14 protein-coding genes and 1 pseudogene are annotated in these 16,816 nt (G+C 72.0%); 4 read left to right on the top strand and 11 right to left on the bottom strand.

Annotated elements, in window-relative coordinates:
* Both ABT106_RS25675 and ABT106_RS25670 read right to left on the bottom strand, forming a co-directional pair.
* Positions 1-90, bottom strand: a pseudogene (locus ABT106_RS25675) (M24 family metallopeptidase); the annotation flags it as partial.
* 45 nt (positions 91-135) lie between these two features.
* The gene (locus ABT106_RS25670; RefSeq protein WP_267726590.1) at positions 136-348 is read right to left on the bottom strand and encodes a hypothetical protein; all 213 of its coding nucleotides are present in this window, start codon (positions 346-348) and stop codon (positions 136-138) included.
* Positions 349-1,164: 816 nt separating this feature from the next.
* Between ABT106_RS25670 and ABT106_RS25665 the strand changes: the two genes are divergently transcribed.
* On the top strand, positions 1,165-1,785 hold the full coding sequence (locus ABT106_RS25665; protein ID WP_351281638.1) for a hypothetical protein: 621 nt from the start codon (positions 1,165-1,167) through the stop codon (positions 1,783-1,785).
* A 356-nt stretch (positions 1,786-2,141) separates the two neighbouring features.
* On the opposite strand, the gene ABT106_RS25660 is transcribed toward ABT106_RS25665, so the two are convergent.
* The 3 genes from ABT106_RS25660 to ABT106_RS25650 all read right to left on the bottom strand — a co-directional run bounded on the left by ABT106_RS25660 (position 2,142) and on the right by ABT106_RS25650 (position 7,658).
* Complete coding sequence (locus ABT106_RS25660; protein ID WP_351281635.1) at positions 2,142-5,042, bottom strand: ATP-binding protein; 2,901 nt, start codon at positions 5,040-5,042, stop codon at positions 2,142-2,144.
* Positions 5,043-5,232: 190 nt separating this feature from the next.
* The gene (locus ABT106_RS25655; protein ID WP_351281633.1) at positions 5,233-6,585 is read right to left on the bottom strand and encodes a cytochrome P450; all 1,353 of its coding nucleotides are present in this window, start codon (positions 6,583-6,585) and stop codon (positions 5,233-5,235) included.
* A 14-nt stretch (positions 6,586-6,599) separates the two neighbouring features.
* Positions 6,600-7,658, bottom strand: a complete 1,059-nt coding sequence (locus ABT106_RS25650; protein ID WP_351281630.1) for a terpene synthase family protein — start codon at positions 7,656-7,658, stop codon at positions 6,600-6,602.
* Between the two features lie 479 nt (positions 7,659-8,137).
* On the opposite strand from ABT106_RS25650, the gene ABT106_RS25645 reads away from it, so the two are divergent.
* Complete coding sequence (locus ABT106_RS25645) at positions 8,138-8,548, top strand: hypothetical protein (RefSeq protein ID WP_351281628.1); 411 nt, start codon at positions 8,138-8,140, stop codon at positions 8,546-8,548.
* 82 nt (positions 8,549-8,630) lie between these two features.
* On the opposite strand, the gene ABT106_RS25640 is transcribed toward ABT106_RS25645, so the two are convergent.
* Positions 8,631-9,149: an O-acetyl-ADP-ribose deacetylase gene (locus ABT106_RS25640; RefSeq protein WP_351281625.1), complete on the bottom strand. Its 519-nt coding sequence runs from the start codon at positions 9,147-9,149 to the stop codon at positions 8,631-8,633.
* Positions 9,150-9,468: 319 nt separating this feature from the next.
* Between ABT106_RS25640 and ABT106_RS25635 the strand changes: the two genes are divergently transcribed.
* Positions 9,469-9,948, top strand: a complete 480-nt coding sequence (locus ABT106_RS25635) for a hypothetical protein (RefSeq protein WP_351281623.1) — start codon at positions 9,469-9,471, stop codon at positions 9,946-9,948.
* A 6-nt stretch (positions 9,949-9,954) separates the two neighbouring features.
* On the opposite strand, the gene ABT106_RS25630 is transcribed toward ABT106_RS25635, so the two are convergent.
* On the bottom strand, positions 9,955-11,529 hold the full coding sequence (locus tag ABT106_RS25630; RefSeq protein WP_351281621.1) for a glycosyltransferase family 2 protein: 1,575 nt from the start codon (positions 11,527-11,529) through the stop codon (positions 9,955-9,957).
* Positions 11,530-11,996: 467 nt separating this feature from the next.
* On the opposite strand from ABT106_RS25630, the gene ABT106_RS25625 reads away from it, so the two are divergent.
* Positions 11,997-12,494 (top strand): anthrone oxygenase family protein, encoded by a 498-nt coding sequence (locus tag ABT106_RS25625; protein WP_351281618.1) that lies wholly within the window; start codon positions 11,997-11,999, stop codon positions 12,492-12,494.
* 114 nt (positions 12,495-12,608) lie between these two features.
* Here the strand turns inward: ABT106_RS25625 and ABT106_RS25620 are convergent, their stop codons facing one another.
* From ABT106_RS25620 to ABT106_RS25605, 4 genes are all read right to left on the bottom strand, one after another.
* Entirely contained in the window at positions 12,609-13,229 is a 621-nt protein-coding gene (locus ABT106_RS25620) for an anthrone oxygenase family protein (protein WP_351281616.1), read from the bottom strand.
* A gap of 153 nt (positions 13,230-13,382) precedes the next feature.
* Positions 13,383-14,801 (bottom strand): adenosylhomocysteinase, encoded by a 1,419-nt coding sequence (gene ahcY / locus ABT106_RS25615; protein WP_351281614.1) that lies wholly within the window; start codon positions 14,799-14,801, stop codon positions 13,383-13,385.
* A gap of 5 nt (positions 14,802-14,806) precedes the next feature.
* Positions 14,807-15,760 (bottom strand): methylenetetrahydrofolate reductase [NAD(P)H], encoded by a 954-nt coding sequence (gene metF, locus ABT106_RS25610; RefSeq protein ID WP_351281611.1) that lies wholly within the window; start codon positions 15,758-15,760, stop codon positions 14,807-14,809.
* A gap of 27 nt (positions 15,761-15,787) precedes the next feature.
* Positions 15,788-16,816 (bottom strand): vitamin B12 dependent-methionine synthase activation domain-containing protein (locus ABT106_RS25605; protein ID WP_351281609.1); only part of this gene is annotated, 1,029 nt, incomplete at its 5' end.

Below are 16,816 nucleotides of genomic sequence, written 5' to 3'. Positions count from 1 at the left end.
GTTCGCGAAGGCGGTGCGGTCGCCGAACCAGGCGAAGGGGAGGTGGAACCAGTCGCGCACGCCCCGCTCACGCAGCCATTCGCGCTGCATCCGCGGGCGTACGGCCCCGCCCGGGCCCTGGCCGTACGCCGGGGGTCAGCAGCCGAAGAGGCGCAGGACGCGGGCGGCGTGGGGCAGGTCCTCCGGTCCGGCGGCCGTGCCGGACAGCGGCATCAGGTGCCCGTTGACGCAGTCTCCGGGCACTTGGTGGTCGATCTCCCAGTCGCGGGCCCCGGCGGTCACGCCCGAGCTGGTGGCGTAGAGCGGGAGGCGGCACTCCTGGCACCAGTAGAAGGAGCGGGCGCTCACGCCGGCCCCCCGTACGGGGCGGTGGGGCGGGTGCGGGGCGGGGCGGACGTGGGGCGGGGCGGGCGGGTGGCCGCCCCGGTCGCCGGGTGACAGGGCCGGGCCGCAGAAAAGCGGAATCTCTTGTTCACATCGGCTGAAACGATCCGGCAGCGCCTCGCGTCACCCCGGAACCGCACGCCTCACCCCCGTCCGGCCGGAATCCGCCCGCCGCCCGGACACGGGCGCGTGGCGAACGGCGGCGTACGGGAGGGGAGCGGCGTCCGCGGCGCTCCTCGCGCGCGGGGCCCGGATCCGTCCGCGGCCCTTCACCCGGGTGTTCGAAGTGAGGTGGCAGGTGCGGTGGGCGGACGGTGTGAGCGGCGGGTGTGAGCCCGCTTCGCGGCCGCCCCTCCCCCGCCCCGGCGTGCTGGTGTGATGCGCAGTCGTGTCCGGGGCACCCCGCCGGCCGGCACGGCGGCGGTACGGGCCGTGGCCGTCGGCCGGGCGGCGGGCGGTTTTCCTCTCAGCGGATCGGAACGGGCGGATGCGGGGTGGGGGGTGAGGGTTCGCGCCGCACCGTGGCGTCCAACCTCCGTGTGCGGCGGCGGCTTTGGGGTGTGCCGCCGTCGTGTGTGGTGGCGGAGCGGCGGGCGGTGGCGCGTGTGTGTGTCCGCCGCGGGCGGGGTGCGCGGTGCGTGGGTGTGCGGTCGACGGGGCATAGTGGCTGGACGCGGAGGGTGTTCCGCGGTGCACCGTGTGCGCGATCCCGTGTCACGGGCAGGCGTGGTGCGTACCATCGCGTCACGCATCTCCCTCACGAAAGACGACGAGGAACACATGAGTTCAGCGACCAACGCCACGCGCGTCGAAGACGGATACGCGCAGCAGATCTCCGGGGACCTCGCGGCGAACCACGCGGCCCAGGAGCAGGCACGGACCGAACTGCTGCGGCTGCAGGAGGAGCTGGGGCAGCTGGAGGACAGCGAGAAGGTCCTCGTGAAGATGCAGAACGCGCTGGGCGTCTCGGCGAAGCCCGCGCCGGCGGCGAAGCGCGGGGCCAAGCGTGCCTCGGTGCCTTCCGCGCGCAGTGCCTCGCGAGGTGTGGGCAAGGCGGCGGAGTCCGGGAGCGGCGCGGCCGCGAAGCCCCCGCGGGCCCGCAAGGCCGTGGCCAAGGACGCGGTGAAGAAGGAGGCGGTGGGTCCGTCCTGGCTCGAGCTCGTCACGGCCGCCATCGCCGGGCAGTCCGAGCCCAAGTCGGTCGGTGAGGTGGCCGACGCCGTCGGCGCCGCGCACCCCGGGCGCAAGGTCCAGCCGACCATCATCCGCAACACCCTCGAGCAGGGTGTCGCCCGCGGTCTCCTGGAGCGTTCCAAGCAGGGCCGCTCGGTCTACTACACCCGTGTCGCCGCCGCCCCGGCGGACCCGGAGGGCGGCCTGTCCCCGGCGCAGCCCGCGTAGCCGGACCCCGGCAGCGCCGCTCCCGCGGCACCCGTCCGGGGCACCCGTCCGGGGTGGCCGGCGGCGTGCGGTAGGCCGAATGCCACGCTCCGGCTGGCACCGGAGCGCCGTGCGGGGCGAACATGTGGGTGCGGGACGAACCCGGCGCCGCGGCGCCTGCTCCCCCGCCCCAGACCAGGGCCCGGCCGGATACCCCCCCCATCCCGCCGGGCCCTGTCACGTGCCGCCGCACGGATTCCCGAACTGCCGCCGCCCGGCGGGCTCCACCCGGGTACGGCGGCGCGCCGGCGCATGGGCGGGCTCCTGAACCGGGCTCGCGGCCGGGGCCGTCCCTCCCGGCCCGGGAGGGGGCGCGGTCAGCCTTCGAGGGCCCGGTGGAGGCCGGGGCGGTCGGTGCCCAGTTTGGTGAAGACCGCGGACAGCAGCTCCGAGACGCTCTGGGCGTCGGTGTGCATCTCCTTGGCGATCGCCGTGTTGTCGAGGCCGAGGGCGGCGTGCCGGGCCGCCGCGTTCTCCGCGACCGTCAGGGTGTCCCGTTCGGAGGTGTACAGGCGGCGCGGGCGCAGTCCGGCGGAGGCGAGCTGGGCGCGGGCGCGGTCCGCGAGTGCGTCGGCGCCGCAGGCGGAGGCGGTCTCCATGCCGCGGTAGAGCTGCTGGGCGGCCTGGTGCGGGTCGCCCATGGTGTGCAGGGCGATGCCGTGGTCGATGAGTGCGTGGGCGAGTTCGCAGGCGGCCGGGGACTGTTCGAGGTGTTCCACCGCTTCCTGGAGCAGGACGGCCGACCGGGCGGGGTCGGTGGCGGTGGCCGCGACGCGCAGGGCGTGCCCGATGATGCTGGGCGCGCCGAACGCGCGGGCGCGGGCGACGGCCTCGGTGGCCGTGGCGCGTGCCTGGGCGGGGTCGTGGGTCACCTGGGCGAGGGCCAGGTCGAGTTGCCACGGGCTCCAGGAGGGGTTGCGGGTGCCGCGGAGGTCCAGGCGCCTGCCGACGGTGGTGAGGTGCTGTTCCGCTTCTTCGATGCGGCCCTGGGCCAGGAGGAGTTTGCCCCACACGGCCTGGGGGTCGGGGTAGACGACGGCCTGGGGGAAGCCGTCGGCGAGTTTGTAGGTGTGGGCGACCTTCTTGGCCTCGGTGACGTTGCCGCGGGCGAGGAGCGTCTCGATGAGGGTGCCGATCGCGTACCACTGGGCGGGGATGTCCTGTCCGATGCGGTCGGCGATCTGCAGGCCGTTGCGGACGAAGTCCTCGGCTTCGGCGAGGCGTCCGCGGCGGTAGCGGACGTAGCCGAGGAGGGTGTAGACGAACGAGAGGTGTGCGCCGCGCCAGCCCTTGGACTCGAAGTCGACGACGGCGCTGTTGAAGAGTTCCTCGGCGCGGCCCGGCTGGTCGCAGTACATGAGGGTGAGGGCGACGACGGCGGGCACTTCGAAGCCGAAGTCCTGGTCGGTCCAGCTCATGCCGCCGTCCAGTGCCTGCTGCGCGTACTCCAGGGCGGTGACCGCGGATTCGCCGCGCAGGGCGGCGTCCCAGGCCCGCAGGCCCAGGATGTGCCGCTCGGCGAGGCCGCGGCCGGTGATCCGTTTGGCGAACTGGGCGAGGAGGCGGGAGCGGGCGGGTGAGTTCTCCTCGTCGACGCGGACCGAGTTCCACTTGAACTGCTCGGCCTGCATGCGCAGCCGGGTGCGGGAGCTGGTGGCGCGCCGGGCCTCCTCGGCGAGGAGGGCGGCGGCTTTCGCCAGCTGGCCGGTGTGGCCGAGGGCCTGGGCGAGCCGGTAGGTGATCGCCTCGCGCAGGCTCTGCTCGGTCTTGGGCTCCTCCAGCGCCGTCCTGAGCTGGTTGATGGTGGTGTGGGGGTCGTGCAGGAGGTTGGCGGAGCCGAGTTCGAAGAGCACCTCGGCCCGGTCGTCGATCCCGGGCGGTTCGCGCAGGGCGCGGGCCAGGTAGCGGCGGGCGGCGTCGGGGGCTCCCGCGGAGAAGCTGTCGCGGGCGGCCTGGCGCAGTTGCTGGACCACCCAGGGGTCGCCTTCGGGGTGCATCTCCAGGAGGTGGCGGGCGGCCGCGGCGGCGCCGTGCCCGTCGTCGACCAGGGCCTGGGCGGCCATGCCGTGCATGGCGACGCGGACGCCGGGCGGGATGGACCGGTAGACGGCGGTGGCGATGAGGGGGTGGAAGAAGTCGACGACTTCCTTGCGGCGCAGTCCGGTGAGGACGGTCAGGACGCGGGCGGTGCGGAGCTGGTCGATGGCCTGGGCGGCCTGGGCCTCGCCGAGGGCGGCGACGCTCCCGACGATGCCGGTCGGGACGGCGGTGCCCAGGACCGCGGCGGCCCAGGCGAGGCGGACGGTGGAGGGTCCGAGCTGCTCGATGCGGTCGATGAGTCCGCTGCCCTTGACGGCGGAGGCCAGGTCGCGGAGCTGGGGGATGTTGTCCTGGTGGGGCGTGAGTCCGCGGTCGCGGCCCTTCATGGCGAGCTCGACGACCTCGAAGGGGTTTCCGCCGGTGATGGCCCAGCATTCGCGGCAGAACATGTCGTCGGCGTTTTCGCCGAGGGTGTCGCGGACGATGCGTGCCACCGCGCCCGTGGTGAGGGAGGCGAGTTCGTGGGGGCGGGTGCCCTGGCGTCCCATGAGGGAGCGCAGGGAGGCGGCGTCGGCGGGGATCTCGTCGGGGCGGCAGGCCACCACGATGAGCATGGCGAGTTCTTCGGCGCGGGCGGCGAAGGCGGTGAGCCAGGCCAGGGATTCGGCGTCCGCCCAGTGGGCGTCGTCGAGGACCATGACGACGGGTGCGCTGCGGACGGTTAAATGTGTGACGACCCAGTCCAGGCCGTCGCGTACGCCTTGCGGGTCGGGTGCGGTGGGGCCTTTGGGGGCGGCGGTCAGGCCCAGTGCCGGGGCGACGATGCTGTGCCAGGTGCCGAGGACGTCGCGGCGTGCGTCCTCGCTCATGGCGGCGAAGGTCGGCTGGATGAGCTGGCGCATGACGTGGAAGGGGACCTGGCGCTCCTGTTCGCCGCCGCGGGCGAACAGGACGGTGCAGCCGCGGTCGGCGGCGTGCCGTCGGGCTTCGCCGAGCAGGGTGGTCTTGCCGATGCCGGGGGATCCCGCGAAGGTCAGTACTCCCCCGCGGCGGGTGGCCACGGTGCGGTCGGCGGCGCCGAAGAGGTCGTCCACCGCGCGGTGGATGGCCAGAATTTCGACTTCCCGTTCGAGGAGGGGCTGGGAAGCCCCTCCTCTGGGTTCTGTGCCGTGTGACATTCTTGCCCCCTCCTGCGCGTGCGGCCGAGTGTACGGCGCGGGAGCGAGATGTTGCGTCTTAAAGTTATTATTGCGGTATCTCGCCACTCGTACGGGGACAATCCTGTACCCTCGGCCGACTTCATTGCGCTGTTACGTTAAAGAATTGGCGAGAATTACCCCGGAGAAGAACGCGATCGGTCCGATCGCGTCAGTGTCGCGGTACCGGAATCATCGGCAGCTCGCTGGGCTGGGGGATGCCCGCGGGGACCTCGCGCACCGTGACGCCCGGGGCGGGGACCAGCCGCCAGCGGCCGGCGACGCTCGCCACGGCGGTCAGGATCTCGGCCACCGCGAACGAGTCGCCGATGCACTTGTGCTGGCCGGCCCCGAACGGGACGTACTTGTGGTCGCGCGCCCGCTCGCCCCCGTCCTCGTGCCAGCGGTCCGGGTCGAAGACGGTGGGGTCGCGGTAGAGCGCGGGGTCGCGGTGCAACGCGTAGGGGCTGTAGCCCAGTTCGGCCCCGGCGGGGATGGAGACGCCGCCGAGGGTGAGGGGGACCAGGGACCGCCGGGTGAACAGCAGCGGCGAGTGCAGGCGCAGCGCCTCCTGGAAGACGTTGTTGGTGTAGGTCAGGCGGCAGAGGTCGGCGGGGCGGACCGGGCCCCGGCCCACCACCGCGTCGACTTCGGCGTGCAGGCGCTTCTCCACCTCGGGGTGGCGGCCGAGTTCGTGGAAGATCCAGGCCAGGGTGGTCGCCGAGGTCTCCGTACCGGCGAACATGATGGCGATCACCTCGTCCCGTACCTGCTCGGGTTCCATGGCCGCGCCGGTCTCCGCGTCGGTGCCGGACAGCAGCAGGGACAGCAGGTCGCTGCGGTCCTGTCCTTCGGCGCGGTACTGGGCGATCACCTGGTCGATGATCGCGCGCAGTCGTGCGGCGGCCGCGTCGAAGCGCCGGTTGAGCGGGATGGGCAGCCGGTCCAGGGACTTGGGCATGACGGCGCGGGCGAGCATGCCCTCCAGGACGATGGGCAGCGAGCGGTGCACCTCCGCGACGGCGGGGCGGCTCAGGTCCCCCGAGAAGATCATCTCGGCGACCGAGGACAGGGCGTACCGGCGGGTCTCGGTGACCATCGAGACTTCGCGGCCCGCCGTCCACGAGGCGGACATCGTCTCCGCCTGGCGGCTCATCGCCTCGGCGTAGCGGGCGATGTGGCTGCGGTGGAAGGCCGGCTGGATCATCCGGCGCTGCTTGCGGTGGAACTCTCCGTCGGTGGTGACGATGCCGTTGCCGAACATCGGGCGGAGCCGGTCGAAGACCCTGCCGCGGCCGAACTTCTGGGCCTGCTGGACCAGTACGGCGTGGACGTGTTCGGGGGTGGTGAGGACGTGGACGGGCCACGTGCCGATCTCCAGCCGTACGACGCCGCCGTGGTCCCGCAGGGACTCCAGGAACGCGATCGGCTGCCGCCACAGGTGCAGCGCGTGGCCCAGGAGCGGTAACCGCCCCGGGGCCAGGGGGGCTTGGACCGCCGGGCCGGGCTGCTGCGGGTGCGCCATGGTCGGACTCCCTGTCATGCCACGGAGACCAGGTCCGGGCGGGTGTACGCAGACTCCAGCCCGGCCGCGAACCGTTCGTCGCTGTACCGCGTGCACTCGTAACGCTGCCACAGATCCGCGCCGATCATCCAGTCCTCGTAACTGCGCACGCAGCGGGTGACGGCGGCGCGGACCGAGGGGTCCGTCTCCCCCAGGGTGTCCAGGGTCTCGGACAGGCGTCGTTCTCCGGCCAGATATTCCTCGATGCGGGTCTGGATGCGGCCCTCGACGGTGCGGACGGCGTCGGCGAGCGAGCACTTCTCCCAGAAGGAGATGAGGGAGACGAGGTTGTTGTTGTCGCCGCAGGCGTACTCCTTCGGCAGCGAGAACACGTCGTTGCCCCAGGAGATGACGTCCACGGCGCTCGCGATGAGCGCCTGGAACTCGGGGAGGTCGTGGATGTGCTGCGGCACTTCGAGGCCGAGCCCGGCCTCCACCATGTCCATCATCGGCAGCAGCTGGGAGCTGTGGCGGCGCATGAGGACGTAGTCCTGGACGGCCGGGCGCCCCGCGCCGCCCGCGCTGCCGCCGCCCGCGCCGCGGTTGCCCGCCTCCTGGTCCAGGGAGTTCAGCATGAGGGGGACGTGGGCCCGGTAGCGGGCCGCGGTCAGGTCGGTCATGCCGTCCAGGATGCGGTCGCACAGGTCGGTGAACCCGCTCACCAGCGGGTTGCGGCGGGCCGACGCGCTGCTGGTCCGCCCCGTCCGCAGGTGTTCGGTGATCGCGGCGGTGACGGGATCCCAGGCCGCGACGTCGCCCGTGCGGATGAGGTGGTCGTGCTGGTCGTCGAGGACGAACGACCAGGCCATCCATTCGGCGAGCAACACGACCTTCTCGTAGGGGACTTCACCGCTCACGCGGCCCGCGAGGTGGCCGAAGCCGATTCCCGCGAACTGTTCCACGGCGTCGGTGACGAGTTCGTGCCGCACCACCCAGGACGTGGCTTCGGCGTTCGCCCGGGCGGCCTGCGGGTGCTTGGAGTTCCCGAACGGAAGGTGGAAATCAGGAACGGAGAAAGAGTCGAGACGGGTCATTGATCCCCCCATAAAAGAATCTGATGTGCCAATACCCGCTCAATCTACAATCGTGATCGTCCCGCGTCGGAAACACCCCTCTGCTGCGGCATCGTCACGGCGGCACACTGACGCCGCCGGAAGGAAGCAGTCGCGTACTGACCAGTTCCCGCCGACACGCGACCACATCCGGCCACCCGCGAAGTAATTAACTCTCAGAGCGCAGCGGACTGTCAATGTAGGGCGAGGGATGATACTTAATTCATCCCGAAAATACCGAAAGTGTATTCGTTTCGAATAGGCGGATGGCATATTCGGTGCCGCTGGGGGGTGTGCGGGGGCCGCGGGAGGGCGCACGCGTCCGCCCGGTCTCCTCACGTCCCGGAAGCCCCGCGGCGGCCGGAGGCGGGGAGGCGGGGCGGATGGCCGAAGAACGCCCTGGGGGTGGCGCAGGCTGCCTAGACTGCCTGGGGACACGGCCGTCCGGGGAGGGGTGGGACATGACCGAGAGTCATCCGGCGGACCCGGGGGACGCCGAGGAGAACGACGTCCTGGGCGCGTACCTGGAGGTCCTGCGGGCCCGCCTGAGCGGTGAGCGGTTCGCGCTGCTCATCCGCGCGGTGGAGACCACCTGCCGGCTGCTGGGGGACGGGCACCAGGCCGTGCTGGAGCTGCCCGGGGACGGCGAGCTCGCGCCCGAGCTGCAGCGCGAGTACCTGTCCCTGATGGCGGTGATGATCACCGGTCACCTCGACCACCGGCTGGTCGAGGTCACCTCGCCCGACGGCGGCAAGGGCTGGGCGGTCGTGGACAACGCCGTCTCCCCCTCCCCGGCGCGCGGGGCCGACCGGGAGTGGATCGACACCGAACTCGACGGCATCGTCCGCGCGAGCGGCTCCACGGCGCCCTGAGGCCCCGTCCGGCGCCAGGCGCCTACGCACCCGCGGGCCCGGTGCGTCCGGGGGTTCGCGTACGCACCGGGCCGCGTCCCCCTCAGGCGTGTTCCAGGGCCGCGGTGAAGGCCGCGTGGGCCGCCGCGTCGAAGAGCACGAAGCGGACCTCCTCCACCGGCGCGGCCGCGGCCGCGCGGGCGGTTTCGACCGCGATACGGGCCCCGTCGTCCATGGGCCAGCCGTAGACGCCGGTGGAGATGGCGGGGAAGGCGACCGTACGGGCCCCCAGTTCGGCGGCGACGCGCAGCGATTCCCGGTAGCAGGAGGCCAGCAGGGCGCTGCGGTCCTCCTCGCGGGACCAGACCGGTCCCACCGTGTGGATCACCCAGCGGGCGGGGAGGCGGCCCGCCGTGGTGGCGACCGCCCGGCCGGCCGGCAGGCCCTTGCCGTAGTGCGAGGCGCGCAGGGCGCGACAGGCGTCCAGGATCTCCGGGCCGCCGCGGCGGTGGATGGCTCCGTCCACTCCCCCGCCGCCGAGCAGGGAGGAGTTCGCCGCGTTGACCAGCGCGTCCGCCGGTTCGGCGGTGATGTCTCCCTGGACGAGGGTGATGCGGGCCATGGGGGGTTCCTTCCGTGCCTACCCGGCCGCCGGCCCCTGCCGGGCGGTGCGTGCGGTCCAGGCTAGTGCCGTGGCCGCACCGGTCTGCCGGGCCGTGGTGTCCGGTGCGGCCCGGGCTGCCTGTCGACACCCCGGGCCGGCCGGGGGAGGATGGGGGCGACGGCCGTTTCGCGGCCACCCGGCTCCTGCCCCGGCCGCCTGCCGGCATCCGCCGGCGGCCCGGCCCCGGGGCGCGGGCCCCGCGGGAGGACCGCACCTCAGGGGTGCGGCCGTGTCTTCCGCTGCCGTTCTTTCCCTTGGCTCCCTTCCGGGAGGAACCATGATGAACCGACGCGTACGCCTCTCCTTGCTCACGTCCCTCATGGCCGGCTCGCTGATCGCCGCGCCCGCCGCCTTCGCGTGGGGCCCGGCGGCCGCCGCGCCCACCGCCACCTGTTCCATCTCCGGTGTCCTGCCCGGCGGCACGGTGCACCTCTCCGGCGGCGGTTTCACGCCGGGCACCGCGTTCCTGTCCTCGCCGACCGCCGCGGGCGGCTCGTTCGCCATCGGCGCCGACGGCGGGTTCCAGATGATGAACGTGGAGAACGGCAGCTACACGGTGTCGCAGGGCAACGACCGCACCCAGTGCAGCGGCTTCAAGGAGACGGAGAAGAAGACGGACGAGACGGACAAGACGGAGCAGGAGGACGGGCACGGGGAGAACAGCCAGAAGCACGAGAACCAGAAGCACGACCAGTACAACCAGAACCAGCACCAGAACCAGCACCAGAACCAGGGCGACGAGGACGGCAGCCGTTGAGGCCGCTCAGCCCGATGCCGGCGGGAAGCGGCGGACCACCTCGACGGTGAGGTTGTCGTGGACCGTGAAGTAGGGGGACACCGCCAGTTCCGTGCCGGCCTGCGGGTCCTGGGCCAGGATCCGGGCGCGGCGCGCGGTGCGGTCCAGTTCGGGGGCGTGCTTGCGTCCGAGCCGTACCCGGCGGGTCACGTCCGCGGCCCGTACGTCCATGAACACGTCCCAGGTGCCCGGTCCGAGCGGGCCGCCCCCGTCGACGGCGGCGAGGTTCATCTCGGTGCGGAAGCCGGCCGTCTCCAGGCCCTCCCCCAGGTCCGGTGAGGCGACGGGGACGGTTTCGGCGGTGTGCTCGCGGCCGCTGTCGCGTTCGCGGAGCACCAGGGCGCCGGGCGCCGGTCCCGCGCCCAGTGTTTCCACGTAGGCGTGGCCGGTCAGCACGATCCTGCTGCCCTTCCAGGTCATCGTCGCCAGGTGGTGCTGGCCCCGGAGCTTGGCCGTGACGTCGAAGAGGACGTCGGGCAGGCCCGCGGCCGTGTCGCGGAACAGCGGGAAGCAGCGGTAGACCCTGCCGTTCTCGGCCAGGTCCGCCGGCGGTTCCTTCGCCGGGTCGTACTCCATCAGCCGCTCGAAGGCGCCCGGCGGGCAGCTGACGAACGCGTACAGCCGGATCCAGTCGATGCGGGGCAGTTCCTCGCCCATGTCGGGGGTCCAGTACGCCTGGACGAGCGCCCGGCCGCGGGCGTAGACCTCGTCGGTGAACGCCGGGTAGTCGTGGCGGGCGGTCACCGCCGGGCGCAGGGCCGTGCGGATCAGGCTGCGGAAGTGGCGGCCGATCATGCGGCGGCGGCCGACGGGGTCCTGGACCCGGTCGGCGACGAGCGCCATGACGCGTTCGATGTGCCGGACCGTCTCGTTCGCCGAACGGCTGCGGGAGGTGATGTTCTGGCCGTCCTCGCGGCGGCGCAGGAAGTAGCAGTCGTAGTCGCCGACCACGGAGATCTTGCGGGCGGCGAGGTAGACGGCGGTGACGAAGACCTGGTCCTCGCCGTACCAGAGGTCGTCGGGGTAGCGGATGTGCCCGTCCTCGATGATCTCGCGCCGGATGAGCTTGGCGCTGTGCAGGGAGCGGTAGACCTCCGAGGTGTAGAGGTCGGCTTCCGGTGCGTGGCGGTGGGCCTTCTCCGAGACGGTCCGGCCGAGGCCGACCTGCCGGGCGAGGACGACGTCGCTGTTCTGGGTGTCGGCCATGCGCAGGAGCCGTTCCAGGGCTTCGGGGCCGAGGTAGTCGTCCGCGTCGAGGGCGAAGGCGTACCGGCCGCGGGCCAGGTCCAGGGCGCGGTTGCGGGGGCCGCCGGGGCCGCCGGAGTTCGCCTGGTGCACCACCTGGACCTGCGGGTGGAGGGCGGCGTAGCGGTCGAGCTCCGCGCCGCTGCCGTCGGTGGAGCCGTCGTCGACCGCGATGACCTCGATCCGGTCCAGGCCCAGGGTCTGGCCCACGACCGAGTCCAGGCACTCGGTCAGGTAGGGCATCGCGTTGTAGACGGCGATGATCACGGATATGTCGGGTTCACGTTCGCGGGACATGCAGGAGATTATGAACGCCGCCCGGGGGCGTCCGGTCGGCCGGGTGGCGGGGCGGCGGGTGCGGGGGGGTGCTCCGGGCCGGTCCCCCGGCCGGCCGGTGATCACGCCGTGGCACGGTGGGCGGCCCGGTGGGCGGGGACGGGGTCGCGGCGCGCACGGGCCCCTGCCCGGTGGGCGGGGGCGGCCGGGGGGCCGGGCCGCTTCGGCGCCCGGTGTGTCCGGCCCGCCGGGCTCGCGGCCGGCGCGGACCGGGGTGGTGCGGCGGACGGGGGCGGGGTGCTGGTGTGCGGCGGGCGGGGTGCTGCTGTGCGGCGGGGGGCTTGAGAGGTGGTGGAGGATCGGTCGAATCGACCGGCCCCGGGGGCGCTACCGCCCGTATAGTCGCCCTGACTTGACGATTTGATGACCCGTTCCCGAAGAATCGATGACCGAGATACTCCGCGGACGGACGAGCAGGGGGACACCCGATGGAGACCGCACGCCTTGCCTCGCTCATCGCCGCGACCGTCTCGATGGGACTGGTGAGCGGCTTGTTCTACGGCTTCGCCGTCTCCGTGATGCCCGGGCTGAAGCGCACCGACGACCGTACGGTGATCGAGGTCATGCAGCGCATCAACGTGGCCATCCTCAACGGGTGGTTCGTGCTGGGCTACATCGGCGCGTTCCTGTTCACCGCTCTGGCGGTGGCCCTGCACATCCCCTCGGACGGGCGCGAGGTGCTGCCGCCGCTGATCGCGGCGCTGGTCTGCTACGTGGTCTCGATGGGTGTGACCAACAAGGTGAACATCCCCCTGAACAACGTGCTGGAGAAGGCCGGCCCGGTCGCGCGGATCGGTGACCCGGGTGCGGTGCGCCGGGCTTTCGAGGGGCCGTGGGCGCGTGCCAATGTCTGGCGGACCCTGCTGTGCACGGCGTCGGTCGGTTTCCTGGCGTGGGCGCTGGTCCTGCACGGCCGGGCGGGCTGAGGGGCGGCGGGCCCGGGGGGCCTCGGCGTGCGGCGTCCCCCGGTCCGGGTGGGGCCGGGGGACGCCGCGGTGGTGTCTGTGGGGGCTCGGTGACCTGGCGGGGCCGGCCGGGTGTCAGCGGGTGGCGCGGCCGTAGAGGATCAGGGCGCGCGACAGGGCGGTGAGGGCCACCGTGCACAGCAGGGTGCGGACGATGTTGGTGGAGACCCAGGTGCCCTTGAACTTGTCGACGACGGAGAAGTCCGTCATCTTCGCGGCGTCGCCGGCGTCGGCGAGTTCGTTGTTGAGGGGGATGTTCACGGAGAAGGTGATCATCAGGACGACGAGGTAGGCCACGGTGGCCGCCGCGACCCAGATCGCCACGCCGCGGCGTCCTTTGCGGAATTCGACGACCGCCGAGGCGGCGGAGGCCAGCAGGGCGATGACGAAGGCCATGCCGAAGAGGCCGTTGCCGTCGATGGCCTGATTGAAGGCCTGCATGGCGGTGACGTAGGTGCGTTCGTCGCCCGCCGCGAGTCCCGGCATGACCGAGACGTCGAAGGCGAAGAAGAGGCCCGCCATGAGGCCCACGAGGACCGTGGAGACCAGGAGGAGGGCGGTGGCCGCCTTGCCGCGCGGCGCGGCGGTCGCCGGCACGGGCTGCTGGGGCGGGGCGTAGTAGCCCGGAGGGGCTGTGTAGGGGCTCGGGCCGCCGGCAGGGTGCTGCGGGGGGCTACCAGCCGGGTTGGTGTTCATGGGGCATCCTCATCTGCGGTGGTGGGAGTGGTGCTCGCCCTCGGCACGGACATCCGATCGTGACACTCCGCGGGATGCCCGGCCACGGGGTTCCACCGGCTCTCGAGGGGGTCTTGAGAGCCGGTGGCGCGATCTGTCCGTGCGGCGGGCCGCTCAGTAGCGGTAGTGGTCCGGCTTGTACGGGCCGCTCACGTCGACGCCGATGTAGGCGGCCTGTTCGGGGCGCAGGGTGGTGAGGCGGACGCCGAGGGCGTCGAGGTGGAGGCGGGCGACCTTCTCGTCGAGGTGCTTGGGCAGCACGTACACGCCGGTGGGGTACTCGGAGGGCTTGGTGAACAGCTCGATCTGGGCCAGGGTCTGGTCGGCGAAGGAGTTCGACATGACGAAGGAGGGGTGGCCGGTCGCGTTGCCGAGGTTGAGCAGGCGGCCCTCGGAGAGCACGATGAGGACCTTGCCGTCGGGGAACTTCCAGGTGTGGACCTGGGGCTTGACCTCGTCCTTGACGATGCCGTCGATCTTGGCGAGGCCGGCCATGTCGATCTCGTTGTCGAAGTGGCCGATGTTGCCGACGATGGCCTGGTGCTTCATCTTGGCCATGTCGGCGGCCATGATGATGTCCTTGTTGCCGGTGGTCGTGATGAAGATGTCGGCGGTTTCCACGACGTCGTCGAGGGTGGCGACCTGGTAGCCGTCCATGGCGGCCTGGAGGGCGCAGATCGGGTCGATCTCGGTGACGATGACGCGGGCGCCCTGGCCGCGCAGGGATTCGGCGCTGCCCTTGCCGACGTCGCCGTAGCCGAAGACGACGGCGGTCTTGCCGCCGATGAGGACGTCGGTGGCGCGGTTGATGCCGTCGATCAGGGAGTGGCGGCAGCCGTACTTGTTGTCGAACTTCGACTTGGTGACGGCGTCGTTCACGTTGATGGCGGGGAAGAGGAGGGTGCCGTCTCGGTGCATCTCGTAGAGGCGGTGGACGCCGGTGGTGGTCTCCTCGGTGACACCGCGGATGTCGGCGGCCAGGGCCGCCCAGTCGATGCCGGTCGTGCCCAGCAGGCCCAGGACGAGGGCCATTTCCTCGTTGTCGGCGGTGGAGGGGTCGGGGACGGCGCCGGCCTTCTGGTACTCGACGCCCTTGTGGACGAGGAGGGTGGCGTCGCCGCCGTCGTCGAGGATCATGTTGGGGCCGGTGTGGCCGGGCCAGGTCAGCGCCTGCTCGGTGCACCACCAGTACTCCTCCAGCGTCTCGCCCTTCCAGGCGAAGACGGGGATGCCCCGCGGGTCGTCCTGGGTGCCGTTCGGGCCGACGGCGACGGCGGCGGCCGCGTGGTCCTGGGTGGAGTAGATGTTGCACGAGACCCAGCGGACGTCGGCGCCGAGGGCGACGAGGGTCTCGATGAGCACGGCCGTCTGCACGGTCATGTGCAGGGAGCCGGTGATCCGGGCACCGGCCAGGGGGCGGGCGGCAGCGTACTCGGCGCGGATCGACATCAGACCGGGCATCTCGTGCTCGGCCAGGGTGATCTCCTTGCGGCCGAAGTCCGCGAGCGAGAGGTCGGCGACCTTGAAGTCCATGGGATCTACTCCGTGATGGTGGTGGCTGGGTGCGGGCTGACGTTCAGGTTCTGATGGATCTCTAGAGTCGCGGTGGACTTGTTGAGGGTGATGTAGTGCAGGCCGGGTGCACCCTCGGCGAGGAGGCGCTCCGACATGGCGGTCGCGTAGGCGACGCCGATGCGGTGGCCTTCGGCGGGGTTGTCCTGGGCCGCTTCGAGCCGGCGGGCGAGCGCGTCGGGGAAGCGGGCGTCGCTGAGTTCGGCGAAGCGGCGGATCTGGCGGAAGTCGGTGGCGGGCATGATCTCGGGGATGACCGGGGTCAGGCAGCCCACGGAGGCGAGCCGGTCGCGCAGGCGCAGGTAGTCCTCGGCGTGGAAGAACATCTGGGTGATGGCGTAGTCGGCGCCGGCCCGGCACTTGGCGGCGAAGTGGTGGACGTCCTGGCTCCAGGAGGGTGAGCGGGGGTGGCGTTCGGGGAAGGCGGCCACGCCCACCGTGAAGTCGCCCAGCCGGCGGATGAGGGTGACGAGTTCGTGGGCGTGGGTGAGGCCCTCGGGGTGGGCGGTCCACCGGCCCTTGGGGTCGCCCGGCGGGTCGCCGCGCAGGGCCAGGACGTCACGGATGCCGGCGTCGGCGTACTGGCCGATGATGTGGCGCAGCTCGGCGACGGTGTGTCCGACGGCGGTGAGGTGGGCGACGGGGCGCAGGGTGGTCTCGGCGGCGATGCGCTTGGTGACCTCGACGGTGCGGTCGCGGGAGGAGCCGCCGGCGCCGTAGGTGACGGAGACGAAGGAGGGGGCGAAGGGTTCGATGCGGCGGATCGCCGCCCACAGGGTGCGTTCGCCGGCGTCGGTCTTGGGCGGGAAGAACTCGAAGGAGAAGGTCTGCCGGCCCTGGGCCAGCAGCTCGCGGACGCCGAGGGTGGCGGGGGCGGACGTGCGGGGGCGTTCGGCGGTGACGGCCACGGCTGCCGGCATGTCGGGCTCCTTTCCGGATCGCGGGGTTCAGCGTGCGTTGAAATATTTCGCTTCGGGGTGGTGGATGACGATGGCGTCGGTGGACTGCTCGGGGTGGAGCTGGAACTCCTCGGAGAGGTGGACGCCGATGCGTTCCGGCTGGAGGAGGTCGGCGATCTTGGCGCGGTCCTCGAGGTCGGGGCAGGCTCCGTAGCCGAGGGAGAAGCGGGCGCCGCGGTATTTGAGGGCGAACATGTCCTCGACGTCGGAGGGGTCCTCGCCCGCGTAGCCGAGTTCGGAGCGGACGCGGGCGTGCCAGTACTCGGCCATGGCCTCGGCGAGCTGGACGGACAGGCCGTGCAGTTCGAGGTATTCGCGGTAGGCGTCGGCTTCGAAGAGTTTGGCGGTGGCCTCGCCGATGCGGTTGCCGACGGTGACGATCTGGAGGCCGACGACGTCGGTCTGGCCGGATTCCTCGGGGCGGAAGAAGTCGGCGAGGCACAGGCGGCGGCCGCGGCGCTGGCGGGGGAAGGTGAAGCGGGTGCGCTCGTTGCCGCGTTCGTCGAGGAGGATGAGGTCCTCGCCCTTGGAGACGCAGGGGAAGTAGCCGTAGACGACGGCGGCTTCGAGGAGGTTGTCGGTGTGGAGGCGGTCGAGGAGACCGCGCAGGCGGGGGCGGCCGTCGCTCTCGACGAGTTCTTCGTAGGTGGGCCCGTTGCGGGCCTGTTTGAGGCCCCACTGGCCCTTGAAGAGGGCGCCTTCGTCGAGCCAGGAGGCGTAGTCCCCCAGCGGGATGCCCTTGACGACGCGGGTGCCCCAGAACGGCGGGGTGGGGACGGGGTTGTCGACGGCGACGTCGGAGCGGACGGAGCCGAGTTCGGTGATCTCCTCGGGTTCGGCGGGTTCGGTGTCGCGGCGGGCGACGCGGCGTTGTTTGAGGGGCGGCAGGGTGGCGCCGGGGACGCCGCGTTTGACTCCCATGAGGGCGTCCATGAGGCGCAGGCCCTCGAAGGCGTCGCGGGCGTAGCGGACTTCGCCCTCGTAGATCTCGTGGAGGTCCTGCTCGACGTAGGCGCG

The organism is Streptomyces sp. NPDC002044, from assembly GCF_040296725.1.
Classification (GTDB): Bacteria; Actinomycetota; Actinomycetes; order Streptomycetales; family Streptomycetaceae; genus Streptomyces; species Streptomyces antarcticus.
This window is presented reverse-complemented; position numbering and strand designations above follow the sequence as displayed.